This window comes from Paenibacillus sp. GP183 (genome assembly GCF_900104695.1).
Taxonomy (GTDB): Bacteria; Bacillota; Bacilli; order Paenibacillales; family NBRC-103111; genus Paenibacillus_AI.
This window is the reverse complement of the sequence record NZ_FNSW01000001.1, coordinates 5265676-5285590: the sequence shown is the minus strand read 5'-3', so window position 1 is coordinate 5285590 and position 19915 is coordinate 5265676. Positions and strand designations below refer to the sequence as shown.

At 46.7% G+C, this 19915-nt stretch carries 14 protein-coding genes; 3 read left to right on the top strand and 11 right to left on the bottom strand.

Annotated features, from left to right (window positions below):
* Positions 1 to 101 precede the first annotated feature (101 nt).
* The 9 genes from BLV33_RS26040 to BLV33_RS26000 all read right to left on the bottom strand — a co-directional run bounded on the left by BLV33_RS26040 (position 102) and on the right by BLV33_RS26000 (position 11871).
* Positions 102 to 1067: an ABC transporter ATP-binding protein gene (locus BLV33_RS26040; RefSeq protein WP_090798362.1), complete on the bottom strand. Its 966-nt coding sequence runs from the start codon at positions 1065 to 1067 to the stop codon at positions 102 to 104.
* Positions 1064 to 2047 carry an ABC transporter ATP-binding protein gene (locus tag BLV33_RS26035; RefSeq protein WP_253187184.1) on the bottom strand — a complete coding sequence of 328 codons (984 nt, stop codon included), beginning with the start codon at positions 2045 to 2047 and terminating at the stop codon, positions 1064 to 1066. The genes BLV33_RS26040 and BLV33_RS26035 overlap by 4 nt, the downstream gene beginning before the upstream one ends.
* A gap of 18 nt (positions 2048 to 2065) precedes the next feature.
* On the bottom strand, positions 2066 to 5491 hold the full coding sequence (locus tag BLV33_RS26030; RefSeq protein WP_090798358.1) for a M14 family metallopeptidase: 3426 nt from the start codon (positions 5489 to 5491) through the stop codon (positions 2066 to 2068).
* Positions 5492 to 5493: 2 nt separating this feature from the next.
* Positions 5494 to 6414 (bottom strand): ABC transporter permease, encoded by a 921-nt coding sequence (locus BLV33_RS26025; protein WP_090798356.1) that lies wholly within the window; start codon positions 6412 to 6414, stop codon positions 5494 to 5496.
* Positions 6411 to 7346, bottom strand: coding sequence for a nickel ABC transporter permease (gene nikB / locus BLV33_RS26020; protein WP_090798354.1), 936 nt, complete (start codon positions 7344 to 7346; stop codon positions 6411 to 6413). Before nikB ends, BLV33_RS26025 begins: the two co-directional genes overlap by 4 nt.
* A 65-nt stretch (positions 7347 to 7411) precedes the next feature.
* Entirely contained in the window at positions 7412 to 8953 is a 1542-nt protein-coding gene (locus BLV33_RS26015) for an ABC transporter substrate-binding protein (RefSeq protein ID WP_090798352.1), read from the bottom strand.
* A 48-nt stretch (positions 8954 to 9001) separates the two neighbouring features.
* Entirely contained in the window at positions 9002 to 9649 is a 648-nt protein-coding gene (pcp, locus tag BLV33_RS26010; protein WP_090798350.1) for a pyroglutamyl-peptidase I, read from the bottom strand.
* Between the two features lie 27 nt (positions 9650 to 9676).
* Positions 9677 to 10732, bottom strand: a complete 1056-nt coding sequence (locus tag BLV33_RS26005) for a M42 family metallopeptidase (protein WP_090798348.1) — start codon at positions 10730 to 10732, stop codon at positions 9677 to 9679.
* Positions 10733 to 11217: 485 nt separating this feature from the next.
* Positions 11218 to 11871, bottom strand: a complete 654-nt coding sequence (locus BLV33_RS26000; protein ID WP_090798346.1) for a Bax inhibitor-1/YccA family protein — start codon at positions 11869 to 11871, stop codon at positions 11218 to 11220.
* A 351-nt stretch (positions 11872 to 12222) separates the two neighbouring features.
* Here BLV33_RS26000 and BLV33_RS25995 point away from each other — a divergent pair, with 351 nt between their 5' ends.
* The 3 genes from BLV33_RS25995 to BLV33_RS25985 are packed head-to-tail and all read left to right on the top strand — an operon-like array spanning position 12223 to position 16048.
* A complete protein-coding gene (locus tag BLV33_RS25995) occupies positions 12223 to 13746 on the top strand; it encodes a spore germination protein (protein WP_171909311.1) in 1524 nt (507 codons plus the stop codon).
* A 1-nt stretch (position 13747) separates the two neighbouring features.
* Entirely contained in the window at positions 13748 to 14944 is a 1197-nt protein-coding gene (locus BLV33_RS25990) for a Ger(x)C family spore germination protein (RefSeq protein WP_090798342.1), read from the top strand.
* Positions 14945 to 14956: 12 nt separating this feature from the next.
* Entirely contained in the window at positions 14957 to 16048 is a 1092-nt protein-coding gene (locus BLV33_RS25985) for a GerAB/ArcD/ProY family transporter (protein ID WP_090798340.1), read from the top strand.
* A gap of 23 nt (positions 16049 to 16071) precedes the next feature.
* Here the strand turns inward: BLV33_RS25985 and BLV33_RS25980 are convergent, their stop codons facing one another.
* Together BLV33_RS25980 and BLV33_RS25975 are read right to left on the bottom strand one after the other, a co-directional pair.
* Positions 16072 to 16950: an ABC transporter ATP-binding protein gene (locus BLV33_RS25980; RefSeq protein ID WP_090798338.1), complete on the bottom strand. Its 879-nt coding sequence runs from the start codon at positions 16948 to 16950 to the stop codon at positions 16072 to 16074.
* A 4-nt stretch (positions 16951 to 16954) separates the two neighbouring features.
* Positions 16955 to 19858 (bottom strand): ABC transporter permease, encoded by a 2904-nt coding sequence (locus BLV33_RS25975; protein ID WP_090798336.1) that lies wholly within the window; start codon positions 19856 to 19858, stop codon positions 16955 to 16957.
* Positions 19859 to 19915: the final 57 nt, after the last annotated feature.

Sequence of the window (19915 nt, the reverse complement as noted above, 5' to 3'; positions counted from 1 at the left end):
ATGGGTTCTGAATTATTTTCCATACAATAAAAAAGCTATGTTCTTTGCATGATGCAAAATACACAGCTTTAATATTAGAAAAAAGCCTTATTATTCAATGCTTAATTGAACAAATGGCACGCAACAAAATGACCCGGTTTCGCTTCTTTCCATTCTGGAGCTTTTGTCCTGCATATATCCATACAATCCCTGCAGCGAGGGTGGAATGTGCAGCCATTAGGCGGGTTGGCCGGGCTCGGGAGATCTCCGTGGAGGATAATCCTTTCCCGTTTTTGATCAGGGTGCGGTTGCGGGACAGCCGATAGAAGCGCCTGCGTATAAGGATGCAATGGCTGTTCATATAAGTCATCCTTATCAGCAAGCTCAAGCATTTTCCCCAGGTACATAACCCCTACTTGATCGCTAATGTGCTTGACGACACTCAGGTCGTGCGATATGAACAGGTAGGTCAGTCCGAATTGCTGCTGCAGCTCCTGCATCAGATTCAGCACCTGTGATTGAATGGAAACATCCAACGCGGATACTGGCTCATCAGCTATGACAAGTTTAGGTTTCGTTGTCAATGCACGGGCGATGCCGATACGCTGCCGCTGCCCGCCGCTGAATTCGTGAGGATATCTTTTAAGATGACTTCGATTGAGACCTACGATTTCCAAAAGCTCCTCAATCTGCTTCATGCGTTCTTTGGGCGTTCCTAATTTAAAAATTTCAAGCGGTTCTGCAAGAATTTCCTTGACTGTCATTCGAGGATTGAGCGACGCAAATGGATCCTGAAATACAATGGCCAGATGGCGTCTCATTTTACGCATTTCTCCGGCTGAAAGCTTTGTCAACTCAACTCCGTCAAACTGGACTTCGCCGGAAGAAGGTTCAATCAAACGTAAGATAGCTCGGCCAGTGGTGGATTTACCGCAGCCGCTTTCTCCCACAATTCCAAGTGTTTGACCGGATCGAATGGTGAAGTCAACACCGTCGACGGCCCTTACATAACTTTTGGGTCGGCCCAATATATCACTTTCAACCAGAAAATGTTTTTTTAATCCCGTCACTTTCAGCAATTCAGTCACGCCGGCTCTCCTCCTTTACGGGCAGCGAAACAGCTGCAGGAATGCCCCGTTCCAATCAGCTCCAATTCAGGTTCCTTACTCCGGCATATGTCCATGACCACGGCGCAGCGAGGCGCAAACCGGCAACCGCCCGGCATTTCATGAAATCCGGGAACACTGCCGGGGATTGAATAAAGGCGCTGTTTCTTAACATCCAAAGCCGGGACTGAGGCGAGCAGTCCCTTTGTATAAGGATGGCTGGGATGATTAAAAATAGATCGAACCGACCCTTCTTCCACAACTTTTCCGGCATACATGACCATCACACGGTCACAGGTTTCCGCAACCACCCCGAGATCATGGGTGATCATCAGGATGGCCATATTAGTCTCCATCTGCAGCCTTTTCATTAATTCAAGGATTTGCGCCTGAATCGTCACATCCAGAGCGGTTGTGGGTTCATCTGCAATCATTAATTTAGGTGTACAGGACATGGCTATGGCAATCATTACCCGCTGCCGCATCCCCCCGGACAAGTGATGCGGATAAGAGTCAACCAACTGCTCCGCACGGGATATCCCCACTTGGGTCAATATTTCGACTGCCCGTTGACGCGCCTCCGCATGGCTTAGCCGCTGATGAATCCTGAGCGATTCGCCAATTTGCCTGCCGATGGAATGAACGGGATTAAGAGATGTCATGGGCTCCTGAAAAATCATCGAGATGTCGTTGCCGCGAATTTTGCGCATATTTCGGTCCGAAAGTCGGTTCAAATCCGTCCCGTTTAATAAAATTTGACTCTCCGGGTCGATATGTCCGGGATGGGAAACCAACCTCATAATGGATAACGAAGTCACACTCTTGCCGCATCCCGACTCACCCACTATGCCAACGGTCTCACCTGCATCAACATGCAGGTTTACTCGGTCAACTACACGGTAACGTCCTTTATCCGTTTGAAAACTGGTTGTTAAATGCTTTACTTCCAAGATCCGGGCCACAGGGCTCACCTCCATTTTTTATACTTGCAAAGGCCTAGGGCGGAATAATCGCACTATCGTGCCCGAATCGGTATCCACCCGTTCCCTGTGAACTTGCTGAAGGTTAGCAGACAGCCATTCCACAACAGCAAGGTCTAATTCATAATGCGCCTGGACGCATTCGGATAAGTACATGCCGTCAGCGGTTTCATCAGCCACCTCGGTAATAAGATCAAGACTAACCAGATGCGCGTAGCGTTCACCTAGATTTCTACTTTGAGAATCAGGGTTTCCCTTCCTTCTGTATGTGATCAAACCATTCTCTATTTCCAATGGAAATGGTTCCGGCAGCCACTGATTTCCCCACTTTTGATATCGGCCCAACCAATACTCGTTTCCAATGCGAATGCTGTCTATTTCTTTCATGCTGCCTGCAAGAATTCGCAGAATCGCTTCCCTGATGCCGGCATGCTGCGGAAACATGGAATTATCCAAAGCCAAGGCGATTGTGTAAATCAACGCATGGGGTAACCAATAGGAGACCGGGAACCGCGGGGGGCTATTATATCCGCTGAACGGCTGCACCCACTCATGAGACGGAACGCCATGATCATCTAATACAATATCAGGTGCCCAGCGTCTCCATACCTTCTCATAAATACGGCTTTCCCCGTAAGGCGTATCCTCACGAAAGCGATGCTTTGCAAATTCAAACCCTGCAGCATTGTACCGGGCGGCATGCAGCTTCCACTGCGGATTCACCAGGTACATGGCGTAATGTGCGGCAACACCGTCCGGGTTCGCCATTGGACTTACAATCACATTGCATCGCTTTAACAGATCACTCTGTTCTTTTGCCAAATCTTCAATAAGCTTAAGAGCGGCATTGGTGCTTGAGACTTCATTGGCGTGATGCCGGGCGTTAATGAAGAGCGTCGGTTTCCAGAGGGAAAGCTTCATTTTGGACACAACCTCGGCATCAACAGGGAGGGTGAGTTCAACAACCGAAATTTCCCTTCCCTGATACGATAACTCCATCGGGTGAACCTGAACACCATCGAGTTGTGAGATGGCTCTATAAAGGCTTTTCAAGCGTTGATCGTCAATCACTTGGTCCAATGGAATGGAGGTTAGCGGAAGCGGCTTATCAGCTTGCGGAACCCGTTCTGATTTATATAAGTTTCGCAACCAGGTCTCCACTTCCGATGCCTCCGGGTTCTCCCCTTCGGTTAAAAACCGGAGCTCTTCTTCCTCCCAGCGCACTCCGACAATACGCATATCAAAACAATGAACCGGATCAATTGTCAGGTCGTTCAAACGAACTTGCTGAAGCGACGGCGGAAGATCATAAAAAAGGATTTGCGCATTCGGAGCTATTCCAAAGACCGATTCCATCCAAGGCAGTATTTGCCCGGATGCCTCCCAATCCAATCCCTTTCGTTTCCCAAGCGCAGTCACATAATCAAGTGTGTTAAAGTAAATGTCCTCATGCAGCGCTTCCAATATGGAGAAAGTCTCTTCCCTTATGTTCAACAATCGCTCTTCCGTGTCCATCTTAACGTGACACTCTAATTTCCCGAAAAGCGGCGCTTGCTGTTTGCCGGTCTGTTCCAGCCACGCGGTCAATTGACTTAGAAATGAGTTTTGGTACCAGTCCCAAAAATGTTCCAGGTCCGTTGCCACGTTTTGATCAAATATAATTGAATTTCCTACTGTCATTCGCATCCATCCGGTAGGCGGATAAACAGAGCCTTCCTCTTCCATTCCGGCAAGAAACAGGTATTCCCCCGTCCGAGCCTGGAATTCGTAGGTCTTGATCTCTGTTCCCATGTTATCTATGGCAACCAACACATAAGTGCTCTGCTGCATGTCATCCATTACAAACGTGACCTGTTCAGCACGAATACCCAGTTCGCTGCCGATCACTTCGTCAATTGGATACAATTCCTGCAGCCAACGAATCGGCAATTCTTTACAGGGCTTTCCTTCAGGTGCAACAAAAGGGCTAAAACGAATGACAAGAGACCCAACATCACCCGCCTGCTTAAGTTCAGGCAGCACTTCCTGCTCAATCCATGAATAGCCTTGCTTCCATGCGCTGCAAATGCGGGTTTCCACTTCGATACCCCGTTCCGAACCCATCATATGAAGCTCCAAAGCCAACTTCTCGCGGGACGCCGGACTAAGGGTAACACCTGCTTCCACCCGAACCTTGCCGCCTGATGCTATTGCCGAGAGTGATTGCTGAAAAAGATCTGTGATCCTTGCAAATTCTCCTGCCTCTTCCCACCTCAAAGAGAATGCCGGTTCTTGGCGAATAACGCGAATCTCAGCGTCTGCCCCGGCTCTGTCAACCGTTTTTTGCCACAAATCGATTGGAGTGGCTATACTTTCAGCAAGCTCAATTTCCGCCTTTACGCCACGCAGATTCTGCAGGCTTCGTTCCAAAGCCATTTCATGCAGAAGCCGTTGACGCATCGGGTGAGAGGGATTGCGAAGCAAAAAGGCGGCTTGCCTCCATGTCCTTTCAAGAGGCTGATCATTTGTGCCAAAAAGTTCTGTTGTCATCCAACGGACCGTGTTATTTATATCTGTACCCTGGATGACCAACCGGATCTGCCGATCTTGCTGTTCCAAATGAATGCTTGGAGACCAATAAGTCCCTTTAAGAAAGATAGAGAATGCATCTCCCGGACGCCATTCGGCCGTTCCTCTTGTTATCGGAAATTGTAATCCTGTTGCTTCCAATCCGATACGGGTAGCCAAATCTGCGGCAGCTGTAATTTCATCATCCTGCCAATCTTCTGACAGGAAACGAAGCTGCAACACATTGGACAGGTCATGCTCGTTCCGCCGAAAAAGACCTTGTTCCGTAAAAAGGGAATCTAGCCCGATTTGTTCGGGCAATGCAGGCGAGCAAAAGCCATTGGCTGTTTGCAAAGTACCATTGTTCCGATCATCACGGTTTTCAGGTGCATCAACAATCCATTCACTGGCTGGTGTCCCGTTTTCGTTGGTTGAATCCTCCTCAATATAGGTTGCAAGATGCAAGCAAGCGCAGTAAACTCCTTCTTGATCTTTTCCGGTAACGATGATGGCGTCTTCCCCGCTTTGCAGTTTTACGATTGCAATGAGTCCCTGGCCTTCCTGCAGAGCGTTTCGCTTTGCCAGGTACTTATCCCAATCTACGATCACCCTATTGCTAAATCCCTTATGATTGATTCCGATAAATACCGAATCGGGCTGCAAAAGATCCGCAGCATCATCCCAATGCATAAGAGGAAACGATAAACCCGTGGTTTCAAGGCCAAGACGGCCTGCCAGCTCAATCCATCCGCGTTTCACTCCCGAAGGATTATCACGGCCCAGCACAAACCGTGCCTTAACGCCGTCTGGAACCTCATCACCATTTCGATCAGCCAGCCAGCCATTCATAGTCCATAACTCTCTTAAGCTTCTCATCATCCTTACACCCTCAAATTAGGGTCAAGCTCATCACGAAGCCAGTCTCCAAGCAAATTAAACCCTAATACGGTAAGCATAATAGCGACTCCCGGGAACGTGGCAACCCACCATGCAGATGAAACATACAGCCGTCCATCCGCCAGCATTCCACCCCAGGAAGGAATCGTCGGGTCAACGCCAAGCCCTAAAAATGTCAGTCCTGCTTCCAATAAAATATTGTTGGCAATATTTAATGTAACCAGAACAATGACGGGCGACATGACATTGGGCAGGATATGCTTCCAAAGAATGCGCAGATGTGTCCCTCCGACGGAACGCGCAGCTTGTACGTATTCAAGTTCTTTAATGGTTAGCACCTGACCACGGACGACTCGGGCAAATCCCACCCAACCGGTAATCCCCAGAATGAAAATTAATTTGCCTAGTCCTGTTCCGAATGTAGCCATGACCAGAATCGCGAGCAGAATAAATGGAAAAGCCAGCTTAATGTCACCGATGCGCATCAATAGATCGTCGACCCATCCTCCGAAATAGCCCGATAACAATCCGAACAACACTCCAATAACGGCTGAAACGGCAGCAGATGCAATTCCTACAAATAATGAAATCCTCGCACCATAGATGATTCTGCTGAGCAGGTCTCGTCCAACTGCGTCAGCACCAAGCCAATGATGCCCTGCTGCTCCACCGCTGAAGGTGGGATGTGCCAGACGTTCAGATAATCCGCCCTTGATAGGATCCAGGGGAGCCAACATTGGGGATGCCACAGCACAGAGAACCGTGATCAGAACTAAAATTGCGCCGATAACCGCCCCGGGATTACGGAAGAAACGCCGAGCGATGCGATGCCATTCTTTGATCTCTCGCTTATTTTCCGCAGCCTGATCAAAATTGTTTAACGACAACTGTGCCTCAGTCTTCATGATCGTCCCCTCCCCAATTTGATACGCGGATCAATGAAGCCGTAACTCAAATCAACCAGCAGGTTCACAAGCATTAACAAGAATGACAAGATCATGACGGAGCCCTGCACAACGGGATAGTCACGATCGTTTATAGCATCGAGAACAAGACGACCGACTCCAGGCCAGGAGAATACTTGCTCCAGAATAACAATTCCCCCCAGTAAAGCACCTAGCTGAAGACCTAAAAATGTGATAGTCGGGATCAGCGCATTTTGTAACGCATGCTGTATGATAATTGCCCATTCTGCAACTCCCTTGGCTCTTGCAGTACGGATGTAATGCTGATGAAGAACATCCAGCATGCTGGACCGGATCAACCGCGCCAACACTCCTGCCAGAATCAAACCTAAGGAAATCGAAGGAAGTATCAAATATTCCAGTCCGTTATATCCGGATGCGGGAAGCCAATGCAAATTAACCGCAAAAATCAGAATCAACATGATGGCTAACCAAAAGTTTGGAAATGAAATTCCCAGTAAGGAAAACATGCGTCCAAACATATCCATAAACCCGCCCCGCTTCACCGCTGAAAGTATTCCAACCGGAAAGGCAAGCAGCAGCGCTACGGCAATTCCTCCAAAAGCTAATAGTAAGGTTGCTCCCATCCGTTCCGTAATCAGGTGAAAAACCGGTTGGTTGTTGCGGAAGGAGTTTCCCATATGGCCACTCAGCATGTCCCCTAAAAAAATCAGGTATTGCAACCATAAAGGTTTGTCTAATCCCAATGCTTTGCGAATCAGATCCAGTGCCTCTTTCGAAGGCTCTCCCGATCCTTGGAACATTGCTACAGCCGGATCACCGGTCAGACGAATGCAAAAAAATACAATTAGAGAGATTCCAAATAATACGATTAAAGTATGGAAAAGACGGCGAATGACAAATTTCAGCATGGCTCTCCTACTCCCCTCTGACAAGAATGGATAAAGCCGACGGAATACCATCGGCTTGTTCATCTTTATTGAAAGCTGACGTCTTTTAAGCGAAGACGCTCATCCGGGGGAATGACAAAGCCTTTAACCTTTTTGTTGACACTCCAAACGGTCATTGACTGGTAAAGAGGAACCTCGACTGCTTCCTCCTTGAGTATTTTGTCCAATTGGAAGAAAGCTTTCTTCCGTTCGTCTTGTACGACGGAGTTTCGTTCTGCATCTAACAGCTTATCCACATCCGGATTTCCATAGCTTGGGTTATAAAATTGGCCCTTTTTATAAAGCAGATACGCCGTGTTGTCAAAGTCAAGTGTCCATCCGCCCCATCCGAACTGGTACATATGGCCGGCTTTGGCTTTCGGAATCAGGTCATTATTCAACGTTTGGGAATCCTGCGGCTTGATCTCCAAAGTCAAGCCTACTTCACTAAGATATGTCGCAACAGCCTGCGCTACCTCTTTATATACCGAATCCGCGCCATTGATCGAGAAAGTCAGTTTCGTGCCAGACTGTATCCCGGCTTCCTGCAGCAATTGTTTGGCCTTTGCCGGATCGAACGGATAAGGCTTGAGCTCCGGATCATTCCCAAAGGAGATATCCCCTTGCAGGGAAGCGATAGGTTTGGCATACCCATTCAGAATCGTATCAATAATTTTCTGCTTATCAATGGCATAATTAATGGCCTGCCGAACCTTCACGTTATCCATCGGCTTCTGCGATACATCAAATCTGATCATGTTTACGGTCGGGCTGCCCGCTTTCTGAATCGTCAGCTGTTTGTTTGACTCAATGGTTGCCACCTGACTTGGCGGAATAGTGGACGCGATGTCAACCGCACCCGTCTGAAGTTCGGCTATTCGAGTAGTAGCCTCCGGAATATAACGATACTTAACCTTTTTTAATTTGGGTGCCCCTCCCCAATACTTAAGGTTGGCTTCCATAGATACATGGTCATCCTTCACGTATTCGGTCACTTTGAATGGACCCGTTCCAATCGGCATAACATCGAACTTCGCGTCCCCTACTTCTTTGAAGTATTTGGGAGGAACAATCATCGCACCGTAACCGGCCATCTTGGTGACCAACACGGGATCCACTGCTTTCAGTTTGAAAACAACCGTATTTTCGTCTACAACCTCCACCTTGTCGATAGAATCGTAGTTGGAGCGCTGTGGACTCTTTTCCCCTTCCGGACCCAGCAGCCGGTCGAAAGTAAATTTAACGGCATCGGCGTTAAAAGGCTCGCCATTCTGAAACGTGACTCCTTTGCGAAGTTTAAACTCAAGCGTCTTGGGATCTTTGTAATTCCAGGATTCTGCCAGACCCGGCTTCAATTGGAGATCCTCGCTCCGCTCGACAAGTCCGTCAAAAATGTTGGATGCCACCGTTCCCCAAGGGATCGTAAAGGTGTCGATAGGGTCCCACGTTCCACGAGGATCTTGCGGGATCGCTACGACAAGCTCTTTTTCTTGCACGTTACTGGCCGCTTGTTTGCTGCCCGAACACCCTGTCAATGCTGCCGCTCCGATTAACATAACTGTTATTCCGAGTAAAAGCTTCTTTTTCATCTTTTGACCTCCTGATTTATCGACTCGTTTCGGAGCTGATTCTGACTCTTAACTGATTTCCCCGCCTACGGCGATGATATCGTCCTTCTGCGCAGTTGCTGTTTGTATCGCAATTTCAATTGAACGGACGATCATCTCCAAACTCATGCTCGGTGCGCCAGGATGGCGAGCCGCTTGTTCCGGAAGGTACGGAATGTGGATGAAGCCTCCTCTAATGCCCGGATATTCAGTAGCGATCAGGTGGGACAGTCCGTAGAAAGTATGATTGCATACGAATGTACCTGCCGTTTGCGAAACGGAAGCAGGTACTCCCGCTTCTCTCATCTTCTCTACGATTGCTTTGATAGGCAGTCCCGACCAATAGGCAGCGGGACCATTTTCTATGATACTGACATCAATCGGCCGGTTGCCTTCATTATCCGGAATTTTGGCATCATCAACATTAATCGCCACACGTTCAACCGTAATATCGCTTCGTCCTCCCGCTTGCCCGACACAAATCACGATGTCCGGCTTGACTTCATCCATCGTTGCTCTTAAAATTCTGATCGATGTGTGGAAAACTGCTGGAAGCTTTTTCGTTATGACCTCCACATTAGTGAATGTTTTGGTTGCAAGTAGCTTTACCGCTTCAAGGGACGGATTCACAGGTTCTCCGCCAAAAGGTTCAAAACCGGTTATCAATACCTTTTGCATAAGACACACTCCTCCTCTTATTGGGGATTATATTTTTTCTGTAAAACCTTCGATAAACGCGACAATGAGTTGAACAGAATGCTCCAGGTCATCCAGATGGATACTTCCTACGGCTGAATGGATATAACGTGAAGGAATGGAAATACAACCTGTCAATACGCCATTTCCGCTTAAGCTGATTGCTTTACCATCCGTAGATCCTTTAAGCAATACTTCCCTTTGGTATGGGATTTGGTTCTTTTCCGCCACTTCAACAAGGCGATTGACTAATTTTTTGGGAACAGTCAAACCGGCATCATAACATTTAATTGCAGTTCCCGCTCCGAATTCAATCGGCAGCTCGCGGTCATTTATTCCCGGCGTTCCACCTGCAGGCGTTACGTCAATCGCTAAAGCGACATCTGGTTGAACTTGAAACCCCACAGGTCCGGCGCCTCTGAGACCCACTTCCTCTTGAACGGTGGCTACTCCGTATACTGTCGGCATAATATTTTTAGTGTGCAGCCGCTTCATCACTTCGATAAGCACAGCACAACCGGCCCGGTTATCTACCGCTTTTCCGGTAAACACCTTGCCGCCATTCAAATATTCTCCCTTGCGATCAAAAGCTATGTAATCCCCTACTTTGACTCCAAGCTCTAAGGTTTCGTCTTTACTGGATGTTCCGACGTCCAAATGCAGTTGTTCAATGGGAACACCCTTCTTTTCCTCCTCGGCAGTAACGATATGAGCAGGCCTGCTGCCGGTTATGCCTTTGACAAAGCCTTTTGATGTATTAATAACCAATATTTGACTAATGACTACACGGCTGTCATGCATACCAACCGGCACGAAATAAACAAATCCCTTTTCATCAATATGGATGACGACGAACCCGATTTCATCCATATGTGCGGCAAGCATAACTTTCAGGTTGGAATTGATTCCTTTTTTGATGAAAAATTGATTTCCAAGCGGATCTGCATAATATTCATCATACTTGCCGGCCAACGCTTCTCTTATATAGCCGGCTACCTTCTCTTCATCTCCGGAAACTCCAAAAATCGGGTCCAATTCTATCATAGAATCTTTCAAAGAAGCCATTGTTTCAATCTTCCTTTCTCTTTTTCAAATTTTATGAAAAAAGATAACGGATGAACACGGAGTATCAACTAAAACAATTTCAACGCGCATGACATGATGAGAACAGAGGAGGATGTGAAAAATAATCTCGGCTGTTGCCAAATGCCGGACCTTTCTCGGATGTGGGATGTGCATCTTGGAGAGCGATTCATTTTGTTAGTAAATCTTCCATTTTGATGTTATTTTTTAGCTTCACTTTAATATATATCACTTATTAAAAGGAAAAACAATACAACTGTGTTATGTTTGTTCACATAATAGAACTGGTAATCCATGATATCTTGTTAAAAATGAACTCGTGGGATGGGGCAGTTACGTTGGGAGGTTGTTTTTATAAATTTATGCAATATATCATTGATAATTACATATGAAATATCCGATCCAACCTTTATTTTGTTCAAAAGTAAAGGAGCTGCCGAGGCAGCTCCCTTAAATGACTTGGATTCCTAATCCCTATTGAGACCAACTATGGAAGCCAAGAAACGGAGAATGTACAAAAACAAATTGATGAAATCCAGATAGATGTTTAGTGCGGCGAGCGGCACTTCTTCTGAAGCAACACCGTCACGATATTGAGCTACATCGTAGAGAACCCATCCGCTGAAAATAAGAATGCCGACCATCGACCAAACCAAGTTCATCACGGAACCAAACGAGACGAACATGGAGATCACGCTCATTAGCACGAGTCCTATTGTACCAGCGAACAAGAAGCCGCCAAGGAAGCTAAAGTCCCGTTTGGAGCGGTGAGCGTAGAAGGCAAGTCCGCCAAAGATCGCTGCTGTCGCAAAGAAAGCACCCGATACAACGTTGGCGCCAAGCAAGCCACCATAAGCCATAATAACCGGATATAACGTTACTCCCGAAATCGCTGTAAAAGCATACAAAAAACCATAACCAATGTTTTTACCGCGAATCCGAATGACGATAGCCGCTATCAACATAATCACTTCAGCCACAACGAAAAGCATGATCATGGACGGCGGGACAACCATGGCACCGATCAACATGCCTATGAAAGAAACTAAAAGTGAAATTGCAAACGTCTGAAGCACATGAGCAAAACTGCCTGTGTGTGAAATCGTCACCGATCTTTCCATGAATATTTCATCCCCTTTAATAAAAAGTACAATCTATACTATGTATTATATCCATATTTCATGTAAAATGACTACCGATTCATATTGCTTTCATATAAATAACGAATCCTCTGGAAGGTTTTCAATCGGTAGATACGGAGTAATAGAGCACTAGGCCTGACAATAGAACAATTAATGCAAAACCTACCGCTTTCCAAAATGTCATCGCTAGACCGCCTTTCTGTAGTTCTTGCCTTTAATTAAGTAGAATGCGCAATCCAGAGGAATAAAATACCATATTAATTTTCGGGGGTAATGGAAATCTTAGAAATAATATCCATTATTCATGAAAACAAGAAGGTGATTTTGCAAATGTTCTTTAGGAAAAAGAAATACGGGCTGCCCGTAATGCTGCTGGAACCGTTCGAATATCGGAATGAAGCGGAACTGTCCGATAGTCTGAATGATATTGAAGAGCAGATACGGCAAATATTTGAGAATTGCTCCGATTTGATAATTCGCAAAATTACGCTTGCCGATTCTACGCAGATTCTGCTTGTTTACCTCAAAGTATTGGTCGATGACCAAATGCTTGAAGACGGCTTGATGAAGCACTTAATGAACATAGAGTCTTTGAAGAGTGAATCCGCTAATGGGATGATGGAACGGCTTGAACAGGAATTAATTCCAAAGGCGCGAACCGTTGTTATTGACAATCTGAAAGACGCCGTTCAGCGCATCGTTCAAGGGGAAGCTGTCGTATTCGCCGAATCCGCAAACAAAGCGATGGCTGTAACCAGCCCCAAGAAGCTGCAGCGCGAGCTGACGGAGCCTAATATTGAAACGGTTATTAACGGTCCGCAGCTGGGGTTTATTGAAAATATGGAGGTCAATCTGGGGTTGGTACGCAACCGGCTCAGAACCCCTTTGCTTAAAATTGAGATGATGAGCAAAGGCAAGCTGACTCAGACTCCGATTGCTTTAGCTTATTTGGAAGGCAGGGTCTCGCAGCAAGTAATCAAGGAAGTACAACAGCGAATTTCAAGCATCAATATGGACAGTGTGGTGGATGTCGGGTATATCGAAGAATTAATTTGCGACAAGCCTAATTCGGTGTTTCCTCTTATGAAACTTACCCAAAGGCCGGATGCAGTTACAGCCGCTCTGATTGAAGGAAAATTTGCGATCATGGTTGAAGGATCCTCGCTGGCACTGATCGCGCCGATTGTTTTCTGGTCCGGGTTTCAAGTCGTCGAGGACTATTATATGCATTTCATTATCGCGACGCACCTTCGTTGGCTGAGATTGATGTTCGCTTTCATGGCGCTAACCCTCCCGTCTTTCTATGTAGCAATTAGCACCTTTCACCAGGAAATGATCCCTACAGCTCTGGCTCTAACCGTAGCCGCCTCGAGGGAAGTCATTCCTTTTCCGACAGTGCTTGAAGCGTTGATGATGGAGGTTATTTTCGATGCTCTTCGCGAGGCGGGGGTCCGTCTTCCGCGCCCTGTCGGCGAGACAATCAGCATCGTCGGAGCGCTGGTCATCGGACAAGCCGCCGTTCAAGCAGGAATCATATCGGCCCCTATCGTGATGATCGTTTCCTTGACGGGAATCGCGTCTTTTCTCATTCCGCTTCCAAAGATGAGTCAGGCTATCACGATTTTGCGTTTTCCGATGGTCATCTTTGCCGGAATGTTCGGGTTGTATGGAATCGGCATGGCTCTGATGGTGCTGCTCATTCATCTAGCCAACTTGCGTTCCTTCGGCATTCCCTATTTGTCTCCCTTGACGCCGTTCTACCGGCCTGGTTTGCTGGATACGTTCATCAGAGCCCCGTGGGGATTGCTCAGCAAGCGCAAGGACAATATCATACAAAACATGGAGTCGGAATAACATGGTTCGGATTTCTGTTCTATTCCTTAAAGCCGCATTGCTTGTCACCTGTTTCGTTTTCCTGATGGGGTGCTGGGACCGGACCGAGATCAACGATCTTGCTATTGTTATGGCCAGCGGGTTCGATATAGCGGAGGACGATCAAATAGAATGCACCGTGCAGGTCGCGCTTGCTTCTGGAATTTCAAAAATGCAGCAAAGCGGTGGGGGCGCCCAGGGCAAAAAGCCTGTCCTGCTCATTTCACAAAAAGGCAAAGATGCCCTAGACATTTTGAATAAGATGCAAGAACAAATGTCCCGTAAGATCTTCCTAGGTCACAGAGGGGTTACCATTATCGGCGAAAAATATGCCAAGCGTGGCGTCGATCGAGTTCTGGACGAGCATCTGCGTATGCCTATCTCCAGGTACAACAGCATCGTATTGACGACGCATGGAGCGAGCGCAAAAGAAATCTTGAAAGCGAAATATTCGTTGGAGCTAATACCTTCTATCGGAATGACAAAAATACAAGCCCATGACACTGGCGTTTCCATCAAAATTAGCGAATATCTGGACGAAATATCGAAAAGCGGAACCATGCCCGCAACCGGTGCGATTAGGCTCGTTAAGGATGAAAATGGTGAGCTCACCTTCAGGATCGATGAAGCGGCCGTCTATGAGAAGAACAAACTCGTAGGCTTTTTACCGGAACATGAAATGAGAATGCTGCAGTTTTGGAAGGGAAATGGCGCAAGAATAAATATAACAGTTCAGGCCCAACCTAAGAAGCAGAAATACAAGGGAACGATCGGGTTCAAGGTTGAAAGAGCCGCCGTTAAGGTGAAAACTAAAATATTGAATGGAAAGCCCGAAGTAACGGTCAAATATAAAGTTACCGCCAACGTGCTGGAGAACGATACAAAACTGGATTTGACCAAACAAATGAATCTCTTGAATCGCCTGTTAAAGGATGAAATGCATAAAGAGGTCTCAACGATGGTCAGTCATGTACAAAAAGAGATGAAATCCGATATTTTCGGCATCGGGGAGAAAATTCACACCCAGCACCCGTATTATTGGAAAACGATAGAAAACGATTGGGAAACTTTGTTTCCAGACGTTCCGATTGCCATTGAGGTTGAAGTCAACGTGATTCACTTAGGTCGGAGTCAAGTGCCCGCTCATCTGGAAAAGAAGGATATGCCACCAACAAAATGAGGATTGTGAGCTATGAAAATAACCGGCAACCAAATGTTCTGGATGATCATGACTATGAATTTAGGCATGACGATAATGATGACATTGACATCCGGCTTCCAGGCTGCGAAGCAGGATACATGGATGAGCATACTGGTTGCCGGAGGAATTGCTGCTCTGGTAGCCTTGTTGTCGACGAAGCTGGCTCGGCTTCATCCCGATCAAACGTTGATACAATTCAGCCAGACGATACTCGGAACATGGCTTGGAAAAATCGTTTGCATCGTATATTTAGTGGAATGGTACACGATTATCCCGATCGTTCTCCACCAATTCGCCGATGTCATCCAAATGATGCTTCTGCCGACAACGCCGAGGATCGTGATTATTTCAATTATGCTTCTGGTCGTCGTATATGCGACCTATTCGGGCGGAATCGACGGAATCGGCCGTTACAGCGAAATCCTGGGACCGCTGGTTATATTGATGGTGCTGGTCGTGCTCGTCGCCAGCTTGAATAACGTCAGGTGGGAGCATCTCATGCCCGTTTATGCGGACAGCGGAATCAAAGAGATCATGAAAGGGGCACTTCCCTCTGCGTCTTATCTCGGACATACTGTTGAATACGCAATGCTGGCATCCTTCTTGTATGAACCGCCTAAAGGCGCTCCATACGCTTATAAGGCCATTCTAATCGCAACAATCTGTGTTTGGATCTCTACGGTTATGATTATTTTGACATTGGGGGCTAATCTTGCTTCTAAGATGTGGTACCCATTCTTTGAGATGACGAAAAAAATTTATCTGTTCACGTTTATCGAGAATCTGGACGCGTTAGTCGTGGTTATTTGGTTGTTTAGCGTATTCATCAAATTGGCGGTCTACATGTTTGTTGCCTGCTACGGTACGGCTCAATTTTTCCAAATCGGAAATTGGAAGGGCTTCATCTGGTTCATAGCCCCCATTTCCGCCATATATGCGCTATTTCCTAAAAACATCGTGCAAGCGACGTCTAATTATATGGAGCATTATTGGATTCCGGTTGTCCTGACGGCCAATATGATTGGCCTGCCACTGCTGATGCTGATCGTCGGTGCCGTTCGGCAAAGAATGAAGCAAGCGTAGGCTTAGGTCATAATTGCTGGGCATTATTCCGGAGGCAGCAGCACGATCCTGCCATTCTCAACGGTAACGCGGATACGTTGTGCATTAGAAGCGCCAATAGATTCCAGATAGCTGGAAGGTATCTGCAATCGGCCCGATTTGTCCATGACGGCATATTCAACGTGCGACTCCTCTTCTTCGCTGTTCAATCCATTAGCAAGCTCTTCCAGCTCCTCGGCGTAAGACTTCCGTCGAATCATTTCCGACGAGGTCTTACCATCACGGATAGCAACAACACGGTCAACCTTCTTCGCTAGCAAAGGGTCGTGCGTGACAATAACAACAGTCAGACCCATGCTTCGGTTGAGCTCACGGAACAAATCCAGAATCTGGTTTGCCATCTTCGAGTCAACGGAACCCGTCGGTTCGTCGGCGAGCAGCAGCTTCGGTTGATTGGCTAGTGCGATGGCAATTGCCACACGTTGCTGCTCACCGCCAGAGAGCTGGTTCAGCTTGTTCCCGGAGCGATGCCCAAGCCCTACGGCTTCCAGCAGCTCCAATGCACGATCGCGCTTGCGCCGGCCTTGAAGCAGGACAGGAAGCTCCACGTTTTCCAAAGCGGTCAGATAGGGAATCAAATTGCGAGCATTATTTTGCCATACAAAGCCTACGGTTTCGCGCTTATATTTCACTAGATCCCGTTCGTTGAAATTGAGAAGGTTCTTGCCGTCGACCAGCAATTTTCCGGCAGAAGGCCGATCTAGACCACCCAGCATGTTAAGCAAGGTTGATTTGCCGCTTCCGCTATTGCCGATAATAGCCATAAGTTCGCCCTTCTCGACATTCAGATCCAGCCCTTGCAGTGCTACAACCTCGAGATCGGCGGCCTTATAAATTTTGACTAAATTGTCACAATGAATCATAAGGTTAGTCCTCCCCAAGCTTAACGGCTTGATGAATTTTGATCCGTGACAGCATCGTCCCTAATATCATAAGTCCAACTATGATCATAAGGCTGACAATAACATACAGCTTGATTCGGTCCGATGGATCAAAGATTATTTGGAAAGGCGGTACCTGCGTCGATGGATCGAAGGAAAGCTGGAAGAAAGGCACGAACAAATTGCTCGTTATCTGACCGGACAGAACGCCTATCAGGACAGCCGCTCCCGAAGTCAGCAATTGCTCTGTTATCAGCATGCCGATGATTTGTTTGAAGGATATCCCCATCGCCCTTAGCACCCCAAACTGCAATATTCTTCCCGACAATGACAATGTCCAGTAGATTAGGAAGCCAATGAAGCTGATCAGTATGCCAATTAGGAAACCTAATGTCATGACGCCATTTATCGCTAATTGGAATGGATCATTCTGGGAATTGATTAATTCCAGCTTCCTATCGGTTAGCTTGGTGATTTTCAATTTTTTTTGCTCCATGGCATCATATAGGGTTTGAATGGATGCATGGGGTTGAAGCTTTAGCCACACATCGTAAGGCTCCAGTCCGATATTATTTTGTATATAAGGCAGGTGTCCGATGACAAGCATAGGGTAGGCTGCTTTTGCATTCTTGTTGTCCGCAGGAGCAATCTTAGTTTTGCTCAATGATACAGGGTTAGGGTTCCAGCTGGGCCAATAATCAATAATTCCATAAACATGGAATTGCGCTGATTGCGCATCTTTCCAACCGATTTGAACGACATCTCCGATTTTTGCGCCTAGCTTCTCTGAAGCACTTTTCGAAATTAACACTGCCTTTGGATTGGATGCTAATAAGTTCAGGTATTCATTAAAATGGTGATCCAACAGCCCTTCCCGCAGCCAAGCCGTTCGGCCGAAATCGTCTGTGTCAATCCCCATAAGCTGAACAACAGCACCTTCTTTGCCAAAATTAACGCCGGCATCCGGTTTCGTAAAAACCCTAGCTGTTGACTCTACACCAGGAAGCTGGGCGAAAGGCAGGAAAGGCGGCTCTTTATATTGAACCTTTTTTTTAGGCTTTAAAGAAGCCTCGCTTTCCCCAGGTGATCCACCTCCCATACCCATATCCGGCGGTGGCGCATCATTTTCCCAACTACTTTGCAAGACAATATCTGCTCCTGTTTTATATTGAATCTTGTCGCTGATATTCTGATTCATGGTTCTTGCGGCGCTGGCACTAAATATCCCTGTTGCTAATGTAAGAGCAAGAAATAGCATAATGAACTGGTATTGATTAGCCGAGCGGCCAACCTGCAGAAGAGCAGAGTATAAGTAAGGCGGCCACCATCGGCGGCCTAATCGATAAACAAGTTGAATCAACACCGGATACACGCGTAGGATCAATAACCCCATGGAGAGCATGAATAGAGCTGGAACAACAAAAAGCAACGGATCGATCTTGAGGTCAGCGGAATCCAATCCTAATGCCACTAAATCACTCATTCTGCGATGGAAGGATTGCAGTAAATAAAGGGAAATTCCTAGAAGAATCACGTCGATAAAGCTTTTATGCAAAAAAGTCATTCGCTGCTGCCGCGCCATGGCTTGTTTATGCCCAACAATGGATACACGGGTTGCATGAAAAACAGGAATTAAGATCATGATGACCGAAGCCCCCACTGCTACCCAAGCATATTTGTATGCCTCACGATTCAACTTAACATCCACTGAAGCCCTCTGCACGAATTCTAAAAAGCCGTTAGAGGCTCCCAAAATTCGAGTTAATTGAAGCCCCAGAAGAGGTCCGAGCGCTAGAGCAACAAGTCCGAGCAGAACTCCTTCCAGCAAATAACTCATCAAAATTTGCAAGCGGCTTGCACCGCGGCTGCGCAATACTGCGATCTCTGTTTTCTGCCTCTCTGTAATCAAATTCGCGACCATGAACAAATAAAAGGCAAGAAGAATCATGACTGGTACGTGAAGCGACCATAGCATCAGCTTAAGCTTTTTTTCCTTATCATAATAGGCAGCAAGCGTCTGTAATGCCGGAGCATTTACAGGATTACTCCAACTTGAGCCAATATGGTTTTGAATATAGTCTTTTATTACTTCTGTTGTTGCTGTAAAGACGGGAATGGTTTCGAGTTTCATTTGGGAATAATCCAAAGCATAGAACCAAGTATTTGAAGCCGCATTCAGCTTATTTCCTTTGACGATATCCTGTTCGAATAAATCGTAATCTATGAGAAAAGACGATTTGTAATTACTTATCGGATTATACCAATAAACATCGCTATAATCCTTGCGATCTATGACAGCGACTGGCTTGATGCGCACAGGCTCCTTGAGAGCCTCGTCTTCAATCGTGAACTCGTTGCCAAGGACAAGTTTAAGCTCCGTTAGTACCTGTTCCGTAACCATTGCTTCATACACGCCGTTCACCTGTTGTTTGGCAGGCATCCTTCCGTCTACCAGCCGGACATGCTCTTCCAAATTGCTGCTAGCAGCAATTTCCGCATTACGCTTAACATTAGGATCTGCTGCAGCGGGACCTGATGGAACTATCATATAGGATGAAGTGCTGCGTGCCTTAGAGAAAAGCAATACCGGAAGGCCAAATTGCTTGCTTTGCTCTTCAAGATACACATCCGCTTGAAGCAGCCTCTGGGTTTTAACAGAAGGATCTTCTACATCTCCGGTATAAGTGAATGAATTTACCGCCCCTGGAAATTTCTGCGTTTGGAGCTGAAGGTTCTCCAAATCCTTGATTAGAAGCCGCTGCAGAATGGCATGGGTATAGATGGGCATTGAACTGCTCAGAGCAACAGAGACGACAAGCCCTGTTAACAGGCAAAGCTCCAGCCAGCGGTTTTTGGCCATTTTGCGAAGAATCATTATGAATAAGGCCATTTGGGCTCCTCCTTAGAGTTTTCCATAAGAAAAACTGACTTCGTAAGCATGTGCTGA